18 protein-coding genes, 1 pseudogene and 1 riboswitch are annotated in these 22,758 nt (G+C 40.6%); of the genes and pseudogenes, 11 read left to right on the top strand and 8 right to left on the bottom strand.

Annotation, left to right across the window (positions count from 1 at the left end; genetic code table 11):
- Positions 1 to 35 precede the first annotated feature (35 nt).
- From ppsA to ACPZ3T_RS10605, 3 genes are all read left to right on the top strand, one after another.
- On the top strand, positions 36 to 2,489 hold the full coding sequence (ppsA, locus tag ACPZ3T_RS10615) for a phosphoenolpyruvate synthase (RefSeq protein WP_490276021.1): 2,454 nt from the start codon (positions 36 to 38) through the stop codon (positions 2,487 to 2,489).
- 169 nt (positions 2,490 to 2,658) lie between these two features.
- Positions 2,659 to 3,180 (top strand): universal stress protein, encoded by a 522-nt coding sequence (locus ACPZ3T_RS10610; protein ID WP_490277188.1) that lies wholly within the window; start codon positions 2,659 to 2,661, stop codon positions 3,178 to 3,180.
- Positions 3,181 to 3,523: 343 nt separating this feature from the next.
- Positions 3,524 to 5,038, top strand: coding sequence for a pyruvate kinase (locus ACPZ3T_RS10605; RefSeq protein WP_490276019.1), 1,515 nt, complete (start codon positions 3,524 to 3,526; stop codon positions 5,036 to 5,038).
- Between the two features lie 104 nt (positions 5,039 to 5,142).
- Here ACPZ3T_RS10605 and ACPZ3T_RS10600 read toward each other — a convergent pair whose 3' ends face one another.
- On the bottom strand, positions 5,143 to 5,529 hold the full coding sequence (locus ACPZ3T_RS10600) for a hypothetical protein (RefSeq protein WP_490276017.1): 387 nt from the start codon (positions 5,527 to 5,529) through the stop codon (positions 5,143 to 5,145).
- Here ACPZ3T_RS10600 and ACPZ3T_RS10595 point away from each other — a divergent pair.
- Entirely contained in the window at positions 5,523 to 5,651 is a 129-nt protein-coding gene (locus ACPZ3T_RS10595) for a hypothetical protein (RefSeq protein ID WP_490276015.1), read from the top strand. The two genes, ACPZ3T_RS10600 and ACPZ3T_RS10595, sit on opposite strands and share 7 nt — an antisense overlap.
- Positions 5,652 to 5,678: 27 nt before the next feature.
- Here ACPZ3T_RS10595 and cbiE read toward each other — a convergent pair whose 3' ends face one another.
- Entirely contained in the window at positions 5,679 to 6,890 is a 1,212-nt protein-coding gene (cbiE, locus tag ACPZ3T_RS10590; RefSeq protein ID WP_490276013.1) for a precorrin-6y C5,15-methyltransferase (decarboxylating) subunit CbiE, read from the bottom strand.
- A 164-nt stretch (positions 6,891 to 7,054) separates the two neighbouring features.
- On the opposite strand from cbiE, the gene ACPZ3T_RS10585 reads away from it, so the two are divergent.
- The 5 genes and pseudogenes from ACPZ3T_RS10585 (at position 7,055) to ACPZ3T_RS10565 (ending at position 12,104) form a co-directional block, all read left to right on the top strand.
- Positions 7,055 to 8,113: an SGNH/GDSL hydrolase family protein gene (locus ACPZ3T_RS10585; protein ID WP_490276011.1), complete on the top strand. Its 1,059-nt coding sequence runs from the start codon at positions 7,055 to 7,057 to the stop codon at positions 8,111 to 8,113.
- A 199-nt stretch (positions 8,114 to 8,312) separates the two neighbouring features.
- Complete coding sequence (locus ACPZ3T_RS10580; RefSeq protein WP_490276009.1) at positions 8,313 to 8,936, top strand: class I SAM-dependent methyltransferase; 624 nt, start codon at positions 8,313 to 8,315, stop codon at positions 8,934 to 8,936.
- A gap of 107 nt (positions 8,937 to 9,043) precedes the next feature.
- Positions 9,044 to 9,141, top strand: a riboswitch (adenosylcobalamin-variant (AdoCbl-variant) riboswitch).
- A 129-nt stretch (positions 9,142 to 9,270) separates the two neighbouring features.
- Positions 9,271 to 10,656, top strand: a pseudogene (gene cobG, locus ACPZ3T_RS10575) (precorrin-3B synthase); the annotation flags it as partial.
- Between the two features lie 114 nt (positions 10,657 to 10,770).
- The gene (locus ACPZ3T_RS10570) at positions 10,771 to 11,397 is read left to right on the top strand and encodes a precorrin-8X methylmutase (RefSeq protein ID WP_490277187.1); all 627 of its coding nucleotides are present in this window, start codon (positions 10,771 to 10,773) and stop codon (positions 11,395 to 11,397) included.
- Between the two features lie 2 nt (positions 11,398 to 11,399).
- Positions 11,400 to 12,104, top strand: coding sequence for a precorrin-2 C(20)-methyltransferase (locus ACPZ3T_RS10565; RefSeq protein WP_490276007.1), 705 nt, complete (start codon positions 11,400 to 11,402; stop codon positions 12,102 to 12,104).
- 106 nt (positions 12,105 to 12,210) lie between these two features.
- Here ACPZ3T_RS10565 and ACPZ3T_RS10560 read toward each other — a convergent pair whose 3' ends face one another.
- On the bottom strand, positions 12,211 to 14,373 hold the full coding sequence (locus tag ACPZ3T_RS10560; protein WP_490276005.1) for a beta-propeller fold lactonase family protein: 2,163 nt from the start codon (positions 14,371 to 14,373) through the stop codon (positions 12,211 to 12,213).
- A gap of 506 nt (positions 14,374 to 14,879) precedes the next feature.
- Here ACPZ3T_RS10560 and ACPZ3T_RS10555 point away from each other — a divergent pair.
- A complete protein-coding gene (locus ACPZ3T_RS10555; protein ID WP_490276003.1) occupies positions 14,880 to 16,070 on the top strand; it encodes a CHAT domain-containing protein in 1,191 nt (396 codons plus the stop codon).
- The gene (locus ACPZ3T_RS10550) at positions 16,051 to 16,284 is read left to right on the top strand and encodes a hypothetical protein (RefSeq protein ID WP_490276001.1); all 234 of its coding nucleotides are present in this window, start codon (positions 16,051 to 16,053) and stop codon (positions 16,282 to 16,284) included. The genes ACPZ3T_RS10555 and ACPZ3T_RS10550 overlap by 20 nt, the downstream gene beginning before the upstream one ends.
- A gap of 95 nt (positions 16,285 to 16,379) precedes the next feature.
- On the opposite strand, the gene ACPZ3T_RS10545 is transcribed toward ACPZ3T_RS10550, so the two are convergent.
- The 5 genes from ACPZ3T_RS10545 to ACPZ3T_RS10525 all read right to left on the bottom strand — a co-directional run bounded on the left by ACPZ3T_RS10545 (position 16,380) and on the right by ACPZ3T_RS10525 (position 22,741).
- Positions 16,380 to 17,123 (bottom strand): DUF928 domain-containing protein, encoded by a 744-nt coding sequence (locus tag ACPZ3T_RS10545; protein WP_490275999.1) that lies wholly within the window; start codon positions 17,121 to 17,123, stop codon positions 16,380 to 16,382.
- Between the two features lie 443 nt (positions 17,124 to 17,566).
- Entirely contained in the window at positions 17,567 to 19,465 is a 1,899-nt protein-coding gene (locus ACPZ3T_RS10540) for a sensor histidine kinase (RefSeq protein WP_490275997.1), read from the bottom strand.
- A 156-nt stretch (positions 19,466 to 19,621) separates the two neighbouring features.
- Positions 19,622 to 20,299 carry a response regulator gene (locus ACPZ3T_RS10535; protein WP_490277186.1) on the bottom strand — a complete coding sequence of 226 codons (678 nt, stop codon included), beginning with the start codon at positions 20,297 to 20,299 and terminating at the stop codon, positions 19,622 to 19,624.
- Between the two features lie 189 nt (positions 20,300 to 20,488).
- Positions 20,489 to 21,139, bottom strand: a complete 651-nt coding sequence (locus ACPZ3T_RS10530; protein WP_490275995.1) for a hypothetical protein — start codon at positions 21,137 to 21,139, stop codon at positions 20,489 to 20,491.
- A gap of 195 nt (positions 21,140 to 21,334) precedes the next feature.
- A complete protein-coding gene (locus ACPZ3T_RS10525) occupies positions 21,335 to 22,741 on the bottom strand; it encodes an HlyD family secretion protein (RefSeq protein ID WP_490275993.1) in 1,407 nt (468 codons plus the stop codon).
- Between the last annotated feature and the right edge of the window lie 17 nt (positions 22,742 to 22,758).

The following is a 22,758-nucleotide window of genomic DNA, read 5'->3' as shown; positions in this document are numbered from 1 at the left end:
TTAAGTATTTCTTGATGTTATTAGGAATATCAGACATGGTAAACACACTGCTAAATCCTCCAACAGCTAATTTACCCTCCAGAGATGAAGCTTTGGTATTACCTTTCAATCAAGTGGGGATTGCAGATATCCCGCTCGTTGGAGGTAAAAACGCATCCTTGGGGGAAATGATTCAACAACTGAAACGCAAAGGCGTAAAAGTTCCCACAGGATTTGCGACAACTGCTTATGCTTATAGATATTTTATTTCTGCGGCTGGGATAGAAGCACAACTTAGGGAAATTTTTGCAGATTTAGATGTTGAGGATGTGAAAAATCTGCGCCAGTGTGGGAAGCAAGCTAGATTATTGATGCTGCAAACTCCATTTCCGCAAGATTTACAGGATGCGATCGCGGAATCTTACGCTACTCTATGTCAAGAGTATGGTGCAGATACTGATGTGGCTGTACGTTCTAGCGCGACGGCTGAAGATTTACCTGATGCTAGCTTTGCGGGACAACAAGAAACTTATTTAAATGTCCACGGTTTGCAAGCTGTTCTAGAATCTTGCCATAAATGTTTTGCTTCTATTTTTACAGACCGGGCTATTTCTTACCGCCAAATTAAAGGATTTGATCATTTTAATATTGCCTTGTCTGTGGGCGTACAAAAAATGGTACGTTCTGATTTGGCTAACTCTGGGGTGATGTTCTCCATCGACACAGAAACCGGTTTTAAAGATGCAGCTTTGATTACTGCCGCCTATGGTTTAGGTGAAAACGTTGTCCAAGGCGCAGTTAACCCAGATGAATATTTAGTATTTAAACCAACTCTGCAACAGGGATATCGTTCCATTATTCAAAAACGCCTTGGTACAAAAGAAATTAAAATGGTCTATGACCTAGGCGGCTCAAAATTAACTAAAAATGTGGCTGTTGCACCCTCAGAACGCAATGTTTTCGCCCTCAATGACGACGAAATTTTACAATTAGCCAACTGGGCTTGCATTATTGAAGAACACTATTCTCAAGTGCGTGGTGTCTATACACCAATGGATATTGAATGGGCAAAAGATGGCTTGACTAATGAATTATTTATTGTCCAAGCCCGTCCTGAAACAGTGCAGTCTCAAAAAACCAAGAACGTACTACGTAATTATCGCCTGCAAGGGAAACCAGAGGAACAACCAAAACCAGTGGTAATTGGCCGTAGTGTTGGGGAAATGATTGGACAGGGGAAAGCAAGAGTAATTCTGGATGTCCATCAAATCGGTCAGTTTCAAGCTGGGGAAGTGTTGGTAACAAATCGCACTGACCCAGATTGGGAACCCATTATGAAACGTGCTAGCGCGATTGTGACTAACTCTGGTGGGAGAACTTGTCACGCCGCCATTATAGCTAGAGAAATGGGTATTCCCGCGATCGTTGGTTGTGGAAATGCCACGACAATTATTAAAACCGGGCAAGAAGTCACCGTTAGCTGTGCTGAAGGAGAAACGGGGAAAGTTTATCCTGGGTTATTACCTTACGAAATTAAAGAAATCCCCCTAGAGAAATTGCCCCGCACCCACACCCAAATTATGATGAATTTGGGTAATCCCGAAGAAGCGTTTGGTTTAACGAATATTCCTAACGATGGCGTGGGATTAGCGCGGATGGAATTTATTATTAATAATCACATCAAAGCGCACCCCTTAGCATTGATTCATTATGATGAGTTAGAAGACGAACTAGCAAAATATAAAATTGCGGAGTTAACGTCCCAATACACAGATAAAACTCAATTCTTTGTTGATCAACTTGCTCAAGGTATTGCTACTATCGCCGCCGCTTTTTATCCAAAACCTGTAATTGTGCGTCTTTCTGATTTCAAGAGTAACGAGTACGCCAATTTGTTGGGTGGTAAGCAATTTGAACCTTTAGAAGAAAACCCGATGATTGGCTGGCGTGGTGCTTCTCGCTATTATGATCCTCGTTACCGTGAAGGTTTTGCTCTAGAGTGTCAAGCCATGAAGCGGGTACGGGATGACATGGGTTTAACCAACGTGATTTTAATGATTCCCTTCTGTCGCACCCCCAACGAAGGACGACGGGTGTTAGCCGAGATGGAAAAACATGGTTTGGTGCGCGGAGAAAACGGCTTGCAAGTTTACGTAATGTGCGAGTTGCCCAGTAATGTGCAGTTAGCAGATGAATTTGCTCAAGTTTTTGATGGTTTCTCCATTGGTTCTAATGACTTAACACAGTTGACACTAGGATTAGACAGAGATTCGGAATTAGTCGCCCATTTATTTGACGAACGAGACGAAGCTGTGAAGCGAATGATAGCAAAAGCGATCGCTACTGTCAAAGAATACGGACGCAAAATTGGCATCTGTGGACAAGCACCCAGCGATTACCCTGAATTTGCACGGTTTTTAGTAGAACTAGGCATTGATTCTATTAGTCTCAATCCTGATTCTGTCCTCAAAACTATGTTAGAAATTGCCGCAGCAGAAGATAATTCGTAATTCGTAATTCGTAATTCGTAATTACTGAATTATTGATGGACTCTCTGTTTGAAGTTCTTGTAAATATAACTCCCTTTCCCTATTAGGGAAGGGGAGGAACAATCCAATTTGAGATTTATTTACAGACGGAAGTAATCGCGTTTCTATTCTTGATTTAGGAATTGGCATGATGTTTAACAAAATTTTAGTCGCACTCAATAACAATGAAATGGGACAGCAGGTGTTTGCACACGCCCTGAATTTAGCGACTGCAAACAATGCCGAATTGTTATTGTTACACGTTATTTCACCGTTTGATGATGATTATCTCAATGCTTCGGCTATGGAAACACAAACTCATTATGGGACTTCTCAGACTCATGGTGTGGAATATTATCTAAGTCAATGGCAAAATTTAAAACAAGAGGGAATTGAATTTTTAACACTGTTGAATAATCAAGCGATCGCTAAAGGCATTACCGCAGATTTTACTCAAGAACTCGGCGAACCTAGCCGGATTATATGTGATATTGCCCGGAATTGGAACGCCGATTTAATAATTTTAGGTCGTCGGGGACTGAGTGGATTTAGTGAATTTTTCTTAGGCAGTGTCAGCAATTATGTGTTACATCATGCTCCTTGTTCTGTGTTAACTGTTCAAGGTGTAACTGCTGTGACTGCTGATGAACTCGCCACTACATCAGCTACATGAGAGTTTGGCTAGGCTAAAGTCAGTAAATTTGGGATTTTAAATGAGAATGTTTTCGTTCTAAATGAAAACGTTGCGGTTCTGAATGAGAATGTTTTCGTCCTAAATGAAAACGTTGCGGTTCTGAATGAAAACGTTTTCGTTCTAAATGAAAACGTTGCAATTCTGAATGAAAATGTTTTCGGTCTAAATGAGAACGTTGCAATTCTGAATGAAAACGTTGTGGTTGTGAGGCTCAACTTTAAATTGCTTAACTCGAAACCTAAACATAAATGTAGAAACGGTGCAATGTTAAGTGTCAAATACGCATCAAGATCATCAATTGATAGCAAATAGGAATAAATGTATGTCATCCAATAGCTTACAGCAACCATATTTAGCAGCAGAGTTATCAGATCCAAAAACTTTACTGGCTACTTTACGACAATTGCGGGAATCGGTATACAGAGAAGGACAAGACTTATTTCATGAATGGCGATCGCATATTCAACGATTGGCTTTTGTTGATAGTGGTTTAAACTTAGCTTATTACTTAGCGTTACGACGACATGATTTAAGACCCTTACAAGCTGCTTTAATGCCGTGGGGTTTATCTTCTTTGGGACGAATTGAAGCTAGAGTCATGCCCAATTTAGATGCTGTGATTGCCACTTTAGCAGCAGTTTGTCAAGAAACAGGATATAGTCATCCACCCTTAGAAGCATTTTTTGATGGCGATCGCCTATTAAAGCAAAATACCGAAGAATTATTTGGTAAAACTTTAAATCATCGCCGGGTGAGAATCATGGTGACATTACCAACAGAAGCCGCCGGTAATTATGAATTAGTGCGGGATCTCATTCATCAAGGGACGAATTGTGTAAGAATTAACTGCGCCCATGATACCCCGAAAGAATGGTTAAAGATGATTACTCATGTGCGTTTAGCACAAGCAGAAATGGGTCGTGCTTGTCAAGTGCTGATGGATTTAAGTGGCCCGAAAATTCGCATTGAATGTGCGATCGCACCCCAAGCCAAACAACGGATTTATCGTGGAGAATCTTTATTATTAACCCATGACTTACCAACTACCATTGGTTCAACTTGTTTCCAGGCTAACTGCACCTTACCAGAAATATTAGATCGCCTAGAAGTTGGTGCTAGTGTATGGATTGATGATGGTCATATTGGTGGTATTGTAGAGGCGATCGCACCTGAGGGGGTATGGTTGAGAATTACCCATACTCGACCAAAAGGCGAAAAAATCCGTCCCGATAAAGGTATTAACTTTCCTTACACAGACTTAAATCTCAGTCCATTAACTGATAAAGATAGACAAGATTTAGACTTTATTGCTGCTAACGCCGATAATATTGATATTATCGGCTATTCTTTTGTGCAGAAGCCAGAAGATATTGAGATATTACAACAAGAATTAGCAGTAAGAATACCTAATCATAATCAAATCCCCGCGATCGTTGCCAAGATTGAAACCCCCTTAGCCGTCACCAACCTACCAGAATTAATAGTCCAGGCAGCCGGCAGACAACCCTTTGGCATTATGATTGCCAGAGGAGACTTAGCCGTAGAAATTGGCTACCAACGCCTAGCAGAAATTCAAGAAGAAATTCTTTGGTTATGCGAAGCCGCCCATGTACCAGTAATTTGGGCTACCCAAGTCTTAGAAAACCTTGTGAAAAACGGAATGCCATCACGGGCAGAAATGACAGATGCGGCAATGGCAGAACGGGCGGAGTGTGTAATGTTGAATAAAGGTGCTTATATCGTGGAAGCAGTAGGAATTTTAGACGATGTATTAACTAGAATGCAAGCCCACCAGCTTAAAAAAACCCCGCAATTGCGTGCATTACATTCTTGGTAATGGGAATTAATTCGTAATTCGTAATTCGTAATTCGTAATTGGGCAGGGGGCAGGGGGCAGGGGGCAGGGGGCAGGGGGCAGGGGGCAGGGGTATTATCCAACGCTTACACTTTTAATACTTGATCTAGCAAGTTTCTGGCGGGTTGTGCTTTTGTTAGTGCTGCTTGATGGTCGCTGTAAGCACGAACTAAACGAGATAAACTATTTACACCTGCTTTAAGTTGGTCTAGTTCTTCACCGGCAACTAGTTCACCATCTAACATCCGCCCAATTAAAGGTTTGATGTCGCCTACGTCTTGCCGAACTTTTTGCAGCTTTTCTAAAGCACTGAGTAAGCTTTTGAGGGAGTTCAATATTTCATCAATATCTTGAACATCTTCCACTGATTCTGGTGCATCTTCAGTTGTCACCGTATCTTCAATATCTGAAACCACAGGCAATTCTTCTACAGATGTTTCAGTTTCATGTTTAACCTCAGTTGTTTTTGCCATCAACGCTTCCTCAATTTTCCTTAGTTTACCAAAGCAGGGGGGCAGGGGGGCAGGGGGAGACAAGGGAGACAAGGGAGACAAGGGAGACAAGGGAGACAAGGGAGACAAGGGAGAAGTTTTAATTTTCATCCCGAATTACGAATTACGAATTACGAATTACGAATTACAAATTGCGTCACGCTTGCCATTGCTTTCCAGCCTAAAAATTTACCGATGGGTTCTGCTCTTTGAATGGCTATGCGGGTGAAACTGCCGCCTAGTTGTTCATACCATTTATATAGGGTTTGTTCACCTTCGAGGGTGACGACATTAGCAACTAAAACTCCGCCTGGGCGTAAGGCTTGCCAACAAATATCAAATAATCCATCGGCTGTGACTCCACCACCAATAAAGATAGCGTCGGGTTGGGGTAAGTCTTTGAGGGCTGATGGTGCTTTGCCGGCAATAATTTTTAAATTGGGAGTACCTAAAGCGGCAGCATTATCAGCAATATATTGCAGTCTCGTGGCATTTTGTTCAATAGCGATCGCCTGACATCTGGGATGAGTTCGCATCCATTCTATAGATATTGAACCACAGCCTGCCCCGACATCCCAAAGTAATTGTCCTGGTGTGGGTGCGAGGCTTGAAAGAGTCACAGCCCTAACTTCCCGTTTTGTTAACTGTCCATCATGGTGATAAGCGTCGTCTGGTAATCCTGGTAGCCTAGATAAAGAAATCACCCCAGGATCTGCAATACAATTTACTGCGATCGCATTTAAATCTGCAATATCTTCTTCCTGCCATGTTGCGGCTGTTCCTGTAATTATCCGTTCATGAACACCGCCCAGGCGTTCTAAAACAGTCATCTGACTATCACCAAAACCGCGCTGTCTGAGAATTTCCGCCACCACCCCCGGCGTATCTTTCCCGGCACTCAAAATTAACAACCGCGCACCACTATAAATATAAGATTGCAGCAAAGCCGGCGGACGACCGCATAAACTCAAAGTTTCCACTTCAGTTAAAGACCATCCCAACTTAGCACAAGCGAGACTAAAAGCTGACGGTGCAGGGATAATCGTCATTTCCGAAATAGGAACGTGGCGTATCAAAGTAGCACCCACCCCATAACACAGAGGATCACCACTAGCCAAAACACACACCGACTTACCGCGACGCTGAATAATTGCCTGTATAGAATCACCAATAGGAGAAGACCAAGATATTTTCTCCCTTGTATCATCAGTAGGTAACATAGCCAAATGGCGATCGCCTCCCACAATTATCTCAGCACCAGCCACCAGAGAACAAGCGATCGTACCCAATCCCGCCAACCCATCCTCACCAACACCCACAACAGCCAGCCACTTTCCCCTCATAACCTCTTCTTAGCGCACCTCCGCGTTAACCTCTGCGTTCCTCTGCGTTTCCACCTGTCTCAAAACTATAATCTTGAAATTTAACCATAAATTTCCTGAAAACTACCGAGATTAGTGTCAAATGGAATTAATTATATCTACTTAAGTAGTACCGGAAATAGATCATGCACTTACAAAACTTGATCAATCAAATATACAAAACCATCGTTTTTACTTCCCTACCCCTAACACTTGTAGCTGTGATGCCCACCGCAGCGCAAGCAGCCAACTTCAGCAAGATATACGCCTTTGGTGATAGTCTTACCGATACAGGCAACTCCTTTGCCATCATACCAGGCCTGCCTCCGAGTCAGGTTGGCTACTTTAACGGGCGATTTTCTAACGGCCCCATCTGGTTAGATCAACTAGCATCGAAATTAGGCTTACCCGTACCCCCAGTATCTCAACTTGCCGGGGGAAATAGCCCTACAGGGATTAACTTTGCTGTGACTAATGCTACCACTAGCGATCAGAACACGTTTCCTATTCCTGGCTTTTCTGGTTATGTAGGATTAACACAACAAGTTACTCAATTTATACAAGCAAACCCTATCGCTGATTCACAAGCACTTTATATATTATGGGCAGGTGCAAACGATTACGTAGGTGGTGGAGTTACAAATCCTAGCCAGCCAGTTGCTAATTTAGTTGGTGCGGTTAATACACTTTATAATGTCGGCGCACGTAATTTTTTAGTTGCCAATTTACCACTTTTAGGCAAGACACCACTTGCTACCAGCCAAGGTGCAGTAGTTTCTGAGGGACTCAATCAATTAAGTTTAGGGCATAATTTCTTATTTTCTCAGGCTTTTGGGAAAGCTAATCCTAACCAGCCTGGAATTAAGCTCAAAACTTTGGATGTAGCGTCTTTTTTTCAACAAACCATTGCTACACCATCAAAGTTTAATTTTACAAATGTCCAAGCTCCTTGCTTAATGAACTCTCCTCTACTTAATGATCCTACCTTACCACCACCCCAAATCTGTGACAATCCAGATGAGTATCTATTTTGGGATAGCCTGCATCCTACCAGTGCTACACATAGATTTATTGGCAACCTAGCTTATAAAACATTAGTGCCTGAGCCATCTATGATTTTATCTCAGCTAGCAGTTGGTGCTGTTGTAGGATCTATAGCAGTTCGCAAGGGGAAACAGAAAAAGAACTTGCAATTGAAAAAATAATCAATCTCTTTGTAGGCAGGGGGCTAATTAATTCAAAATTCAAAATACCCTACGGGTTCGCGTAGCGTCTCGAAGAGAAGGCTTGCGCCTACAAAATTCAAAATTACACGATTTTGGGCAGGGGGCAGGGGTAAAACTGTTCCCTCAATCTTATTTGTTATCTCCAATAAAAAGCATCTACAAAATAGAGGAGAAGAACATGAGTCAATCTGTTAAATTTTGGGACAAAATTGCCGATAAATATTCAAAACAACCGATTGCTGACGAGGCATCGTATCAGAAAAAATTGCAAGTTACCCAAGGTTACTTTAAACCAGATTGGTCGGTGTTGGAATTTGGTTGCGGTACGGGAGGAACTGCCATTATTCATGCACCTTTTGTTAAACATCTGAGAGCGATAGACATCTCATCAGAAATGATTAAAATTGCTCAAGGTAAGGCAGAAGCTCAAGGTATCGATAACGTTACTTTTGAACAATTAACTATTGAAGAATTAGAGGCACAAGACTGCACCTATAATGCAGTGTTGGGACTGAGTATTTTGCATTTACTGAAAAATAAAGAAAATGCGATCGCCAAGGTTTATAAAATACTCAAACCAGGGGGAATTTTTGTTACTAGTACCACCTGTATGGGGGATGCTTATAGTTGGTTTAAATTAATTGCCCCCATTGGTAAAGCTTTGGGCTTTTTCCCTTTAGTCAAGGTATTTACCGCACAACATTTACTAGAGAGTCTGACTGATGCTGGTTTTGCGATCGATTATCAATGGCAACCGAGTCAAGATAAGGCAATATTTATCGTGGCAAAGAAGCCTGAGTAAGAACCATAATATCGTGTCGGTTAAAACTAAGACAAACTCAGACAAACCAGGGAATAGATGAAAAATATGAAGTATTCAATTTGTTGACTATCGTCTCGTGTTAAATTACTAGAACTTGAAGTTGGGAAACTCTGGTGAGATTCCGGGACTGTGCCGCAGCTGTAATAAAACAACAAAGTTTTTGAGTCAGAATGCCAACTTCAGGATAATTCGTAATTCGTAATTCGTAATTCGTAATACCGCTACGCGGAGGCAAGCTACGTAATTCGTAATACGAATTATTTCAGGATATTGTCGTCTACTCCCTGCGTCGCACGGGGAAGGAGTTAGAGTTTTGCTGTCCGGTTCTACACCTTGTCCTGGTTTATTTTATGCCACACCTGCCCAAGATGGAATTTTATCACGCATCAGAATACCAGGGGGCATAATTAATAGTAAACAATGTCAAGCGATCGCAGATATCGCTGATAAATATGGTGGCGGCTACATAGACGTAACTAACCGCGCTAACCTACAAATCCGAGAAATTCGCCAAGGGCTAGATATCGAAGCCTTGCAACAACTCCAGAATTTAGGCATAGGCTCAAATAACACCAGTGTAGACCAAATCCGTAATATCATGACCAGTCCCACGGCTGGCATTGATCCCCAAGAAATAATTGACACCCGCCCCTTCGTCGAAAGCTGGGATAATTATATTACCCAAAATTCCCAATTATCAGCACTATCACCGAAATTTAGCGTCTGTTTTGATGGTGGTGGATTAATTTCCGTATGCGATCGCCCCAACGATATCACATTAGCAGCCGTCAGCATAGATAACAAAATCTACTTCCGCCTCTATCTCAGCACAGGCGCACAAAACACACCCCCCACCGACACCGGCATTATCTTACTCCCTGAAGAATCCCTAAAAGTCCTAACTGCCTTAACCGATATTTATCTCACTCACTCTCAAGCAATTAAAACTAATACTGAGCGCAAACCACGACTCAGACAAATAATTAATCACCTAGGCTTAGATAACTATCTCCAACAAGTCAAGCAGCAATTACCATTTCCTTTGGAGAGGAAAAACCTAACCCCCCTACCCCCTTCCCTACTAGGGAAGGGGGAGCAAGACAAGCATTTCTCCCCTGTCCTTGTAGGGGAGAGGTCAAACAACCAATATCATCACATTGGTATTCATCCCCAAAACCAACCAGAATTATATTACATTGGCTTAGTATTACCCCTAGGTCGCCTAGAGACTTATCAACTCAGGGGTTTAGCCGACTTATCCACAAAATATGGTAGTAGAACACTCAGACTTACCCCTTGGCAGAATGTACTCCTAACAGACATTCCCCACCACAGACTTACCGATGTGCAGCAAGCCATCACTGATTTAAACTTAGATACCTCAGCAACTAACATTAAAAGTGCCTTAGTCGCTTGTTCAGGAAATCAGGGGTGTGCATCGGCGGCGACAGATACCAAAACTCATGCCCTAGCATTAGCAGAGTATCTGACATCCCATGTTAAGTTAGAACATCCTGTCAATATTCACTTGAGCGGTTGTGATAAATCCTGCGCCCAACATGGTAAAAGTGATATTGCCTTAGTTGGTGTGAGTGGCGATCGCTATCAAGTATATGTGGGAGAGGGTGACACTCATCAAAAATTTGGTCGAGAACTCTATGATGATGTCAGTTTCACCGACTTACCCGCCCTCATGGCGCAGATGTTAAATGTGTATCAAAACCAACGTCTAAATCCCCAGGAATCTTTCGGGCAATTTGCCCACCGCTACGCACCCCCACAACTACAACAATTATTCTCTCCTGCCAACTCCATGCCTGACTACATCCGCGATGCCAATGAGATTTACCGTAATTCCTTCGCCATTATTCGCTCGGAAGCTAATCTAGATATACTACCCACAGATGTAGCTAAAGTTGCAGTCCGCCTCATTCATGCCTGTGGAATGACGGATATAGTTACCGACTTAGGATATTCAACAACGGCAGTACAGTCAGCTAGGAAGGCATTAGCAGCAGGCGCACCGATTTTGTGTGATTGTCGCATGGTAGCCGATGGAGTCACCAGGAAACGTCTACAAGCCAATAACCAAGTTATCTGCACCCTCAACGAGCCAGAAGTCCCAGAACTAGCAAAAAAATTGGGTAATACTAGGTCTGCGGCGGCGTTGGAATTATGGCAACCTTACTTAGAGGGGGCAGTAGTCGCCATTGGCAACGCACCCACAGCATTATTTAGATTACTAGAAATGTTAGATCAAGGATGTCCAAAACCAGCAGTGATTTTAGGTTTTCCCGTCGGGTTTGTGGGTGCAGCCGAATCAAAAGCCGCATTAGCAGCAGATAGCCGCAATGTACCATTTTTAACTTTACATGGTCGGCGTGGTGGTAGTGCGATCGCTGCCGCCGCCGTTAACGCCCTCGCCACGGAGGAAGAATAATTATGACAGCTAAAGGTCGTCTTTATGGAGTCGGTGTAGGGCCAGGAGATCCAGAACTATTGACCCTGAAAGCCTTGCGGTTATTGCGTTCTGCCCCTGTCATAGCCTATCAATCAGCCACAGATAAACAGAGCATAGCACGAGCGATCGTTTCCCAATATCTCACAGGTACACAAATTGAAGTCGCCTATCATCTGCCCCGCGCCTTAGAACCAGAAAAAGCCAAGGATATTTACGACAGAGAAGTTGCACCCATCGCTGAACATTTAGCAGCCGGACGGGATGTAGTGGTACTGTGTGAAGGTGATCCATTTTTCTACGGTTCATTTATGTATGTATTCACACGGCTATCTGAACAGTACCAAACGGAAGTCGTCCCCGGAGTATCTTCATTAATGGCCTGTGCCGTGTCCTTGGGTGTACCGTTCACCTACTACAACGATATTCTCACAGTTTTACCCGCACCCCTCCCAGCCGAAGAACTCACCACAAAATTGCTGACAACCGATGCAGCCGCCATTATGAAACTCGGTCGCCACTTTACCAAGGTGCGAGATATCCTGCATAAAATAGGATTAGCATCACGGGCATTATATATTGAACGGGCAACAAGCGCACAGCAAAGAATTGTACCCATAGATGAAGTTGATCCTGCGGAAGTACCTTATTTTGCCATGATTGTTATACCTACTAAAAATCGATTGTAAAAATATGGTAGCTAAACTCAAATCTTGCACCAACGGTAGTCACCTGTAAAATACAAATAAACTAGTGCCACTTAAATGTAGACAGTCCACTACTCTATTTAATAACTTAAACTAAGCTCAAATTAACGCGGACAATTACATCATTGTAATCTCTATCTCCACCATTGAATAAATCTTCAAAACCAAAAATATTATTACCCAATAAATGTATATGATCTAACTTGTCAGGGTTAGCACCTAAAAAGGGAAAGTAAATCAACGGATCATTATTTGGATTTGCATCTAGAACTGGATCAGGATTACTATTAACAATCATAAATGGCACAAAAATAGCCCCAGGCTGAAAAACCCCGGTGTAAGTTGCTGTATCTTGATTGCTTACACTCAAATCAATGCCACTCACCCGCCCACGCACTGCCGCTTGTGTATAACCAGGCTGCCCTACTAAAATATCTGCTGTACCATCACCATTAATATCAATGCCGCCATTCTCATCTACCACTGGATAAAAACCAACAAAATTATCAAAACGTGCTTCTCTATTCACGATAAATTCAGCTTTGACTAATTGTGTCACCCCCCGCAAATCAATCACTTCTCCCTGATGTTTTCCTTGCAGATTTATACCCAGAGGTAAGTCTTGTTGTGTAGTTTGTATCTTCACTCCTAAATCGGGGAAATTAAAAAATAAACCATCATTTTCTACCCTAATATTTTCTGGGGAGAGAAACATCACTTGTGATAAGGGCGTTTTGCCTGACAATACCTCATCAGTTGTACTGTTAGGTATCAAATAAAATCTGAAATTATCCCCCGAATTAAATTCAATTATGCTTGATAAATCAAGGGGATTAAAACCATTTGGTGTATCACCTAGAGAGAATAAAACTACCTTGGCTCTGGCTAATGCTGTGGGGATGTAATCAGTTGTACCGGGAGCTATACCGTTAATATTACCTTCTATATCATCAACGGTAAATACTCCTAATTCATAGATGGTATTGGTGCTAATTCTTGTTAGTTGTAATTGAAGTTTGGGTTTGGTATCAACATCTGAAGTTTTGATTGTCAAGATATCATCTTTACTGTTGTTGATGATTGTTTCTTTGACATTAAGGATGATTGTTCCTGGATTAAGGATGATGCTGATGCTTCCTCCGGCATTAATCAGGAAATTTTGACTAAACGCCGTTACAGCCGCCTCAGCAATTCCTGCTATGTAGATAAATTCACCATCGGGGCTAGTGGTGAGAGAAAAAACACCATCTAATCCGTCTACACCGTCGGTATGATCTTCTTGAAATTCTCTGAAAGTGAGTTTACCTGTAGTTGTATCCCTGAGAAATACAGCTACTACGTCATCTTGAAAGATCCCAGCATAGAGAAATTTACCATCAGGGCTGATTGTAATAGTATTAACACCACCTAATCCCTCAGTATCACTGGCAGCATCTTCTTGAATTTCAATTAAACTTAAGCTACCTGTGGTGATATCTCGCTGAAATACGGCGATGACACCACTAACTCCCAAAGCATAAAGAAATTTACCATCAGGACTAATAGTCAAGGAGTAGGGAATCACAGGCTCATCAATACTATCTATGTAACCTGTTTGAAGCTCGACAAAATCCAGTTGATTACTACCCCAGCCAAATACTGCTATGGACTGATCATTAATTGCCGCTACATACAAAAATTTACCATCAGGGCTAAGGATGAGAGAATATGCACCCCCTAATCCGTCTATATTGTCTACATCATCTTGTAGAACTTGAAATAAAACTAGTTTGCCGCTAATAGTATCTCGTCTAAATATGGCTAAAGTATCCTCTTGAGAAGCGATCGCATACAGAAATTCCCCATCGGGACTAATAGCGATCGCACTGACACCACCCAGCAGCTCATCATCTTGTTCAAAATCAATAAAACTTAACTGCCCTGTGATTGCATCTCTTTGAAATTGAGCGATCGCAGCGTCATTAAATCCCGCTACATACACATATCTACCATCAGGGCTAATCGTGACAGCATAAGCACCACCCAGCCCGTCAATCTCACCGATATCATCCTGTTGAGCTTCTACAAAAATTAGTTTACCTGTCAGAGCATCTCGCCGAAAAATTGCGATCGCAGATTCGTTGACTGCTGTAGTAAATGGATTATCTGAGGCTGTTGCATACAGAAACTTGCCGTCAGCACTAATAGTTACAGAACTAGCAAAATCTAGGTTCTTTTGGACTTCTACGAAATTCAGAATTTTGTTTGACATACTTATCTATACTAATACTTCTTTAATCAATATATTTTCAAAATGAGTCAGCAATTAATTCAGTTATTTCATTCCCAAAAATCAAAATATTCAAATTATTCAACTGAAAAATCATAACAATTATCGATCTGACTAATTGTTAAAATTTAATGATTTTAAGTGCTATATTAAGTTTTTACCACTGAATAGTAAAGAGTAGACTGCTTTCACAAATTATCATTCGCCTAGTTTCTCTTGTAACTTTCCGCCTATCCTAATTTGCAAAACAGTATAGATAAGGAAAAAATATTTATGGAAAGTGAGCCTCTGATTAAGTAAGTCGATGTAATAAAGCCAAACTATGTAAATAAAAGTAAATAAGGCTCAAACTCTTTTCCCCCTGCTCCCTGCTCCCTGCTCCCTGCTCCCTGCTCCCTGCTCCCTGCCCCCTACCCCCTGCGTTATCGCAACAATCATTATCACACTGACGGACTTATCGTTCTGCCAATCCTTAATCACACCTTATTATGCTAAGGCGACATCAGTTATTTAGATGGTTATTTCTAGCTAGCCTGATTCTTTGCTTAGTCATAAATCAGATTTTTCTCATAAATTGGTCAATGGAATTAGCGGCAGCAAGAACTTTAGTTAACACAACCCAGGTATTAGCTCAGGTTGATAATACAAATAATTACCAAGCAGGATCAGCAATTTTTTACTCGATCATTTTAGAAAAACGGACTGCAATTATAGTTAGTTTTCCTAGGGAAAAAGAAAAATTGCAATTGCATTGGATTAACCTCGATAAAGAAGCTTTACGAGCAGAAGTCAACAAATTTCGTATAGGCTTAGAAGACTATGCCAACATTATTTACAATCCCGAACCAGCACAAAAACTATATAACTGGATTATTCGACCGTTTGTCAATGATTTAGAGTCATTGCCAATCAAAACCCTAGTGTTTATCCAAGATGGCATTCTTCGGACTGTACCAATGGCTGCACTCCATGATGGCGAGAAATTTTTGGTTGAAAAATATGCGATCGCCACTAGTCCTAGTCTAACTATCACCAATGCAGAAACATCAAGGCGCAAACAATTGCGAGCATTAGCTGTTGGTGTGACTAAAGAGGCTATGGTAAGTGGGAGCAAATATCCGGCTTTAAAAAATGTCGCCGCAGAAATTAGTAGAGTTAGACAACAGATTCCAGGTAGCACAGAATTGTTAGATGAAAATTTTACACGCGATCGCCTCCAATCAGAACTCGGTCAAAGTTTTTATCCGATTATTCACATTGCTACACATGGTCAATTTGGCGAAGTTCCCAATGATACTTTCTTGATTACCGGTGACAATCAAAAGCTGACCATCACTGACTTAGACCGTATCCTGCGTAGTTTAAATTACGATCATGAAACCATAGATTTACTGATGCTAACTGCTTGTGAAACTGCCATTGGTAATGATCGTGCTGCCCTTGGCTTGGCAGGAATTGCTTTCAGGGCTGGTGTCAGAACTACTATCGCCTCCCTATGGTCAATTAACGATGCTTCTACTGTCAAATTAGTAACTAAATTTTACGAAGCTTGGTGTAATTCTGGTGTGAGTAAAGCAGAGGCTTTACAGATAGCACAGCGATCGCTAATTTCTAGTCATGGAGTAGCTTCTCATCCTGCCTACTGGGCAGCATTTATACTTGTGGGTAATTGGCTCTAGGAGGGGGGTAGGGGGCAGGGGGCAGGGGGCAGGGGAGCAGGGGGCAGGGGAGCAGGGGGCAGGGGAGCAGGGGGAGACAGGGGAGACAAGGGAGACAGGGGAGACAAGGGAGACAAGGGGGCAAGGGAGCAGGGGGAGTAACACTCTTCAATTTTGTAGGCGCAAGCCTTCCCGCAGGGTATTTTGCATTTTGCGTTCGCGTAGCGTGTCGTAGACAAAAGTTCTGAAGGCGGGTTTCCCGCCGTAGGAAACTTTTCAAGACGAATTTTGAATTGATTAGCCCAATGCCCAATGCCCCATTCCCAATACTTAATTTTTTATCAAGGCGATATTCAAGAGCTTCTTAATTTCTACGGGATTTTCTAATTGGGCAAGGCTGGCTACTAAATCAGTTAAGGTTTGACTAATTCCTTCTTTGGTAGTGGTTGAGAGAGCTTCTTTGATAGCGTCATACCATATACCATATCTCCCGTATAGATTGGCTTTCAGGGATGGATCATCGGTCATAGCCAAGTTATTTAAAAGAGTGTGGGGGGTTGGTACAACTTCTATTTCTGCCCTAGCAATGGGATTACGAGAAGGACGATTAGGATTACACAAAATTTGTAACTGCCAAAGATACCTTTTACCTACACTCAAACCTGGTAAGTCTTTAGATAGCGATCGCTTCATCAATCCTGGAGAACTGGGGAATATCTGTGTATAGCGATCGAGCTTTGTGGGTTGGAGATTAGCATCAAATTGGTAGAGGGTAAATTCTATAGCTACAGGCTCATCATCAAATACAACCCAAGCAAACGTCGGATGAGTTGAAGTAGTTTGTCCTATATGGGTAATAGGGGCTAGTAGTGTGAGGGATTGAGAATTGCTAGCACTACACTTTCCTCTGACTCCTGACGAGTCTGAATACCCACTGGGAGGTTTTTGATCTTTGGGTGGTTTATACCCAGCCAATGCAGTCTGAGTTACACCTAGAATCCCACTTAAAAGACAACTTGTTAAAACTCTGGTAGGCCAAAGTTTATCGGCGAATTTCTTCTTGTTAGTCATCATTAGGTGTATTTCACTGTTCAGTGTACTAATTAACTTACGGAATAAATATCTTTATTTTTGCATTTTATTTACATTTATTTATATTAAATGGAATCCCATATTTTAGGTAATCATGCACTAAATAGTGTTATAATTAAGATTAGTAAGATTAATTTTTGAATAAATAAAAACTTCAAAAAAATAAGTTAACTATTTCATAACCTCAAACCATATATAAAAGATACAATTTTCTATATTTATGAGTAATATTTAAACAGAATGAAGTTTGTAGAGAGGACTTTATTTCTCATCTCATGACTGAAGTCATAACTACGAACTATTTATACCGTTTCTTGATGTAGCTTGCCTGGCGTAGCCATAGATGCACTTTAGTGTACTGTAGAGACGTTGCATGCAACGTCTCTACATCATTATATTTGCCGCAACTTCATAGAGAATTGCTATTACCTCCAAAACCAAAATTTTGGTATAGGCCAAGAAAACTCACAAAGAGTTCCTCTAGGTGAAAGAGAAACGCGCCGAAATTTGCCTTTGAATTGTTTTGCTAAGTTTCTAGATTGGTGAGTACCACGACCTGCTATTGATGAAATTAGACCCAATCCATCATCAACAATGCTCAGAGTATACCAACCCTCTGATAAAGAGCAAGTAACTTCTAAACGAGTTGCGCCTGTAGCGTGTTTTCCTACATTACATAAGGCTTCTTCTAGAAATCGACACAAACTTTGTTTTTGTTCAATTTTCAAATATCGCTCATCTATCGGTTCAAAGTTACAAATTTTAACTCTGATACTCTGGAAGCAGGGAAACTCTCGCTCTAAGGTATATGTATATACTTGATAGAGAATTTCATGGAGAGGGTCTTGTAAATTCAGTAACAGGTTTCTTCCGAGATAAAGACTAGTATTGTGGGTGGGGGGTTCTCGTTGTAAAAATTCATAAATCTCTCTTAATTCTCGGTTCAATTTTTCTAGTTTTTGTTCTATTTCTGGTAATATTTCGCTAGCTGGTTTATCTTGATCTCTAACTATTTTTAAGGCTTGAGAGAGGTTTTGTAACGGGCCGTTGTGAATAGTTTCAAATGTTTGTTCAATTATTGCTTGGTGCGCTTTTATTCCTAACCTTCTTGCTTGGTCATTGGCGTATAATGCAGTGAGTTCTATGCCATTCAAAATTAATACTAAAAGTGCTGGTACAACTGGTAGCCACCAACCCCAAAGCAGCAGTAAATAACTCAAAAATATCAAGCTAAAGCTTGCTAAAATTACAACAGAAAGATTGCTCAACCAAGATTTAGTAAGTCTAGCACTAGCAAGTCCTAAAATACCCCAAGCTACAATCCAGAGATATTCCCATCCATCTGACAAAGTTTTTAAAAGTGGTCTAGAATCTAGGACTGCACTGATAATTTGACTAACACTGTGTGCTTGAATTTCTAAACCGTAAACTCGTCCGGGGGCAGGTTTAATAGATGCAATGGCGGCAGTTGTGATAAAGTCTTTACGACTAGGGGAAGTGATGCCAATAATAACTATGCGATCGCGTATCCAGTTGGGATTAAATCGATCATTTTTCAAATCATGAAAAGATATGGTTCTAAATCTGCTTCCGCCACTACGAAAATTGAGCAGTACCTGAACTCCACCTGCATCTGCTGCCACATATCCCCCAGAGTTGGGGAAAAAGCGGGGTAACTCAGTATTGCCAAACATCATCGTAGCGCGATCGCGGATACCATTACCCAAAGTTATCCCTTTCTCCGCTAAATAAATTTCTGCCAAACGTAAAGACAAAGAAAATTTGTATCCTTTAGATGATGGTGTTCCTAACAAGCTGCGCCTTAATTTACCATCGCTATCTAAAATTTGATCAGCAAAAGCAATTTGTGCAGGCGGTAATGTGTGAGGTGGTGCAACTTTATCAGGTAAAACTTTTTCAATAGCAATTAAATTTTTGAGGCGTTGAAAAGCTGCAACTAATTCAGGATGGCCAGGATTAACAGGTAAATTTCTATAAATATCCAAACCAATCACTCTTGGTTGATAATTTTGTAATTTTAATAGTAGTTGAGCTAAATCATGGTCTGATATGGCAGAATTTACAGCATACTCTTTGCGAGTACCCATATCATCTTCATTAATTTCCACGAGCAAAATTCTTTCATCTATAGATTCTTGAGGCCGTAAACGCAGAAAATGATCAAAAGCTAGCCACTCTAAAGATTGCATTGCACCAGTTAGACGAGCTAAAATCACCAGTCCCATCACTGCCATAGCTGGTAACGCACCTACACGCCAAACACTAATTTCTTCTTTAATCCTTCTCCAAAGTCCAGGCTGCATAAGCGTTGATGTATGAGACTTCAGATCCCCAGATTCCTGAGTAAGTCAGGGATATATGGTTTAAATATTACGACACAATCTCACCTAATTACGAATTACGTAGCTTGCTTTACTGCGTAACGCTCCGCGAACTCGCTTTGCGAGTATTACGAATTACTAATCAATCAATCCTTCTTCTCTAGCTCGCATTTCAGTTTGAATACGAATATTTTTACCCTCTTGAGGATAAATATCTAAAGCATCTTGCAACTTACTCCAGTAATGACGTACCATGCGTTCAGATATACACATCTTCTCAGCAATCTTTTTATCTTGTAATCCTTCTCCAAACGCTAAAGTTAACATCCTCAGCCACTCTGGTTTAACTTCCAAACCAGAATGAATACCTTTAATATCTTTTGTATGAGTTAATCCTTGTAATGCCCACTCAACTCTAGTCAACATTTCCTGAGTAGAAAGACTTTTATCAGCGACTGTAAAACCTCCTTCATGGCTATCGATATCTGGTCTAATTCTTACTAAAGTTCTGACATTAGCACTCTGAACTACGATATTCAAACGAGGGTAATTTTTCATCAAAGTTCGTAGCAACTGCACACCTGTATTTGGTCTGGCTGGTTTTTCTTGATGCTCAGGAATAGAAAGATCCATGACTACAAGATCCGGCTGGGAAATTGTCAGTTCATGCAAAGCATTTTTAGCAGTTACAGCCGTTTTTAAGTTAGCATGAGGAAAATGTTTTCGCAGTACATTAACAGTTCCAGATAACACCAGTTCATGGTCATCAATTACTAGAATTTCCAGGACATTATTCTCTGTTACAATTTGTTGCATCATCAAATTGATACTCCTTAAATGCTGGAACTTGGGAACTTCACTATAATTTTACATACTTAAGTATTATACTAAAATATCTTTAATTTTTAATGAAATCAGCATAATTATGTACGATTTATATAGCAATACTTACAAACCCAGTGAATCATCTCGGATAACTACAATTACGACGGTATGAGAATTGACTTACCAATAAAAGTAGTAAGCAATAGCAAATTTATTTCTACGATGAAATAATTTTCCTGACGTTAAGGCTCGAAAGCTTTCACACAGATAATCTAATTCTCTCAAGCTAGAATGAGAGACTAGCATTGATATATCTAGATGGGTAATTTTAACAATTAACTGTGATAACTTGTGTTGTTGTTGCAAACTTACATTAATTGTAGATGTAGTTAATAATTTTGGTAAAGTGATCAGTAGTAATTGTTCTAAAGCGTTTAAAACTATCAAACTACATTCCGCCGATTCATATCGCCAACTTAAGGGCATAGTAATATGAAAATCGAGATGGGGATGGGAGGCAATCCAGGATTCTAGGAGGCATTCAATAGCCAAGGGCAAGTTATCTTGCAGGTAGGATGGAAATAAGCGATCGCTCAACTGTGCTAAGGCGCGATGTAAATGATCAATTTGTTTTAAAGAAGCTTGAGCTTTTTCAATAGATAAGTCTTCATCTATTGCTGATAGTTCTAAATTGCGGCGAACTATAAATAATTCTTGCAATAGTTCTTCTCTAATTTTATCAGCCTCCATTGATAATTTTAGAGATTGTCGAAACGACCACCATTGAAATGATTGTTGAATTGTATGATAGGATTTAACAAACATAATCATGGTTGGGTCAATTCAAAATTCCCTGGGGTATCTGGCTACAAAATTCAAAAATATTAGCTAGGTTGTGTTACTGCTATGTCAAGATTTGGGCGCGTGAGCAATGATATCTAGCCGTAATTCATCCTATGATATTGGTGCGTTACGCTTTGCTTTAATGCACCCTAAAAATTTCAGGTATGCTGCATAAATCATCTCTTACAAATCAGTCATTAATCTAGCTTTTCTCAAAATAAATTGTAGTGCTGTCTCCTGTTTAGAAATAATATCGGCTTGAGCTTCCATACCAGCTTGCAGATTACACTGACGACCATTTCCAAAAGTGAGGCTATCGGGTTGAATAGTCACTTCAAAATAGCTAGTATTGGAGTTAGTTGAACCAGATGTTGAAGTATTAGTATTATTATTAGGTTTAATAGCATCTGGAGAAATAGCTTTGACTACTCCTTTGAGCGTGCCATAGTCAGGATAAGGACAGGCATCAATTCGCATTTGTGCTGTTTGACCGAGGGCGACATTTTTAATTTCTTGGGTGGGAATAACTGCTTTAATAATTAGAGGCGCATGATTAGGAGCTATTTCTGCTACAGCTTCACTAGCACGTAAAACTTGCCCAGGGTTGCGTAAATTCAATTTCAGGATAATACCATCACTACTAGCTCGTAAAATAGTATCTTGCAGTTGGTTAACTATTTGTTGTAGTTCTTTTTGGGATTGTCCGATTTGATTTTCAATTTCTATCCGCCTTTGAATTAAAGCTTGTTTTTCTTTTTTTAAAGTAGCGATAGTAGCCTCACCTCTAGCCGTTTCTTGAGCAATACGTTCTTGGGCGATCGCTACTGTAGCATCTGTGGGATTGATCGTAACTTTAGCTGATTTGACTTTAGCTTGGGCAATATCAACAGATTTTTTTGTAGCTTCTAAAATAGCTTTACTCTGCTCAACAACCAATTTTTTCTGTTCAAATTCACGTCCGCCAATCGCCCCAATTTTTGTTAATTGCTCATAGCGATCGCGGTCTACTTTCGCAAAACTTAAATCAGCTTGAGCTTTTTGCAAATCAGCTTGTGCTTTTTCTAAATTAGCTTGTGCTGCTATTAGTTCGCTATTAGTACTTACTTGTTTCTCTTGATATTCTCTTTGATTGCGTGTTAATTCTGCCTTAGCAGCTAAAATGGCTCGCTGGGCTATTGTAGTTTCTGCCAAGATTTGGCTATCTAAATTTCTAATTTGAGCATCAATTTGAATCAGTTGTAACTTACCTTGCTCAATATTATTTTGACGTTGACTTTTTTGAATTTGCAATTGTTCATCATCCAAATAAGCAATCACATCACCCCGTTTGACAAGCTGATTTTCCTTCACCAAAATACTTTTAACTGTACCTTCAACTTTCGGTTGTACCAATCGAATTTCTCCTGTAGGACGTACAGCCGCCGCCGCTTTCACTGTGACATTATATTTTATCCATGAAGATAAACTAATTCCACTAGCAACACTAGCAATTAGAAAAATTCCTGCTAAGGATGTCCAAGGACTAACAGGAGGAAGATAATCTTCACTATGAACAGGTGGTAAAACTTTTTGGTTATGGGTGTACAGCATACTTACAATTTCAAATG

The sequence above is a fragment of the Aliinostoc maniaoense genome (genome assembly GCF_058172895.1).
The sequence above is the reverse complement of the archived record's forward strand: the minus strand, read 5'-3'. Positions and strand labels throughout refer to the sequence as shown.

Excerpts from the sequence above, each read along its gene's own strand:
- ppsA (WP_490276021.1), top strand. The coding sequence starts at position 36 with ATGGTAAACACACTGCTAAATCCTCCAACAGCTAATTTACCCTCCAGA.
- ACPZ3T_RS10610 (WP_490277188.1), top strand. The coding sequence starts at position 2,659 with ATGTTTAACAAAATTTTAGTCGCACTCAATAACAATGAAATGGGACAG.
- ACPZ3T_RS10605 (WP_490276019.1), top strand. The coding sequence starts at position 3,524 with ATGTCATCCAATAGCTTACAGCAACCATATTTAGCAGCAGAGTTATCA.
- ACPZ3T_RS10600 (WP_490276017.1), bottom strand. The coding sequence starts at position 5,529 with ATGGCAAAAACAACTGAGGTTAAACATGAAACTGAAACATCTGTAGAA.
- cbiE (WP_490276013.1), bottom strand. The coding sequence starts at position 6,890 with ATGAGGGGAAAGTGGCTGGCTGTTGTGGGTGTTGGTGAGGATGGGTTG.
- ACPZ3T_RS10585 (WP_490276011.1), top strand. The coding sequence starts at position 7,055 with ATGCACTTACAAAACTTGATCAATCAAATATACAAAACCATCGTTTTT.
- ACPZ3T_RS10580 (WP_490276009.1), top strand. The coding sequence starts at position 8,313 with ATGAGTCAATCTGTTAAATTTTGGGACAAAATTGCCGATAAATATTCA.
- ACPZ3T_RS10570 (WP_490277187.1), top strand. The coding sequence starts at position 10,771 with ATGCCTGACTACATCCGCGATGCCAATGAGATTTACCGTAATTCCTTC.
- ACPZ3T_RS10565 (WP_490276007.1), top strand. The coding sequence starts at position 11,400 with ATGACAGCTAAAGGTCGTCTTTATGGAGTCGGTGTAGGGCCAGGAGAT.
- ACPZ3T_RS10560 (WP_490276005.1), bottom strand. The coding sequence starts at position 14,373 with ATGTCAAACAAAATTCTGAATTTCGTAGAAGTCCAAAAGAACCTAGAT.
- ACPZ3T_RS10555 (WP_490276003.1), top strand. The coding sequence starts at position 14,880 with ATGCTAAGGCGACATCAGTTATTTAGATGGTTATTTCTAGCTAGCCTG.
- ACPZ3T_RS10545 (WP_490275999.1), bottom strand. The coding sequence starts at position 17,123 with ATGATGACTAACAAGAAGAAATTCGCCGATAAACTTTGGCCTACCAGA.
- ACPZ3T_RS10540 (WP_490275997.1), bottom strand. The coding sequence starts at position 19,465 with ATGCAGCCTGGACTTTGGAGAAGGATTAAAGAAGAAATTAGTGTTTGG.
- ACPZ3T_RS10535 (WP_490277186.1), bottom strand. The coding sequence starts at position 20,299 with ATGCAACAAATTGTAACAGAGAATAATGTCCTGGAAATTCTAGTAATT.
- ACPZ3T_RS10530 (WP_490275995.1), bottom strand. The coding sequence starts at position 21,139 with ATGATTATGTTTGTTAAATCCTATCATACAATTCAACAATCATTTCAA.
- ACPZ3T_RS10525 (WP_490275993.1), bottom strand. The coding sequence starts at position 22,741 with ATGCTGTACACCCATAACCAAAAAGTTTTACCACCTGTTCATAGTGAA.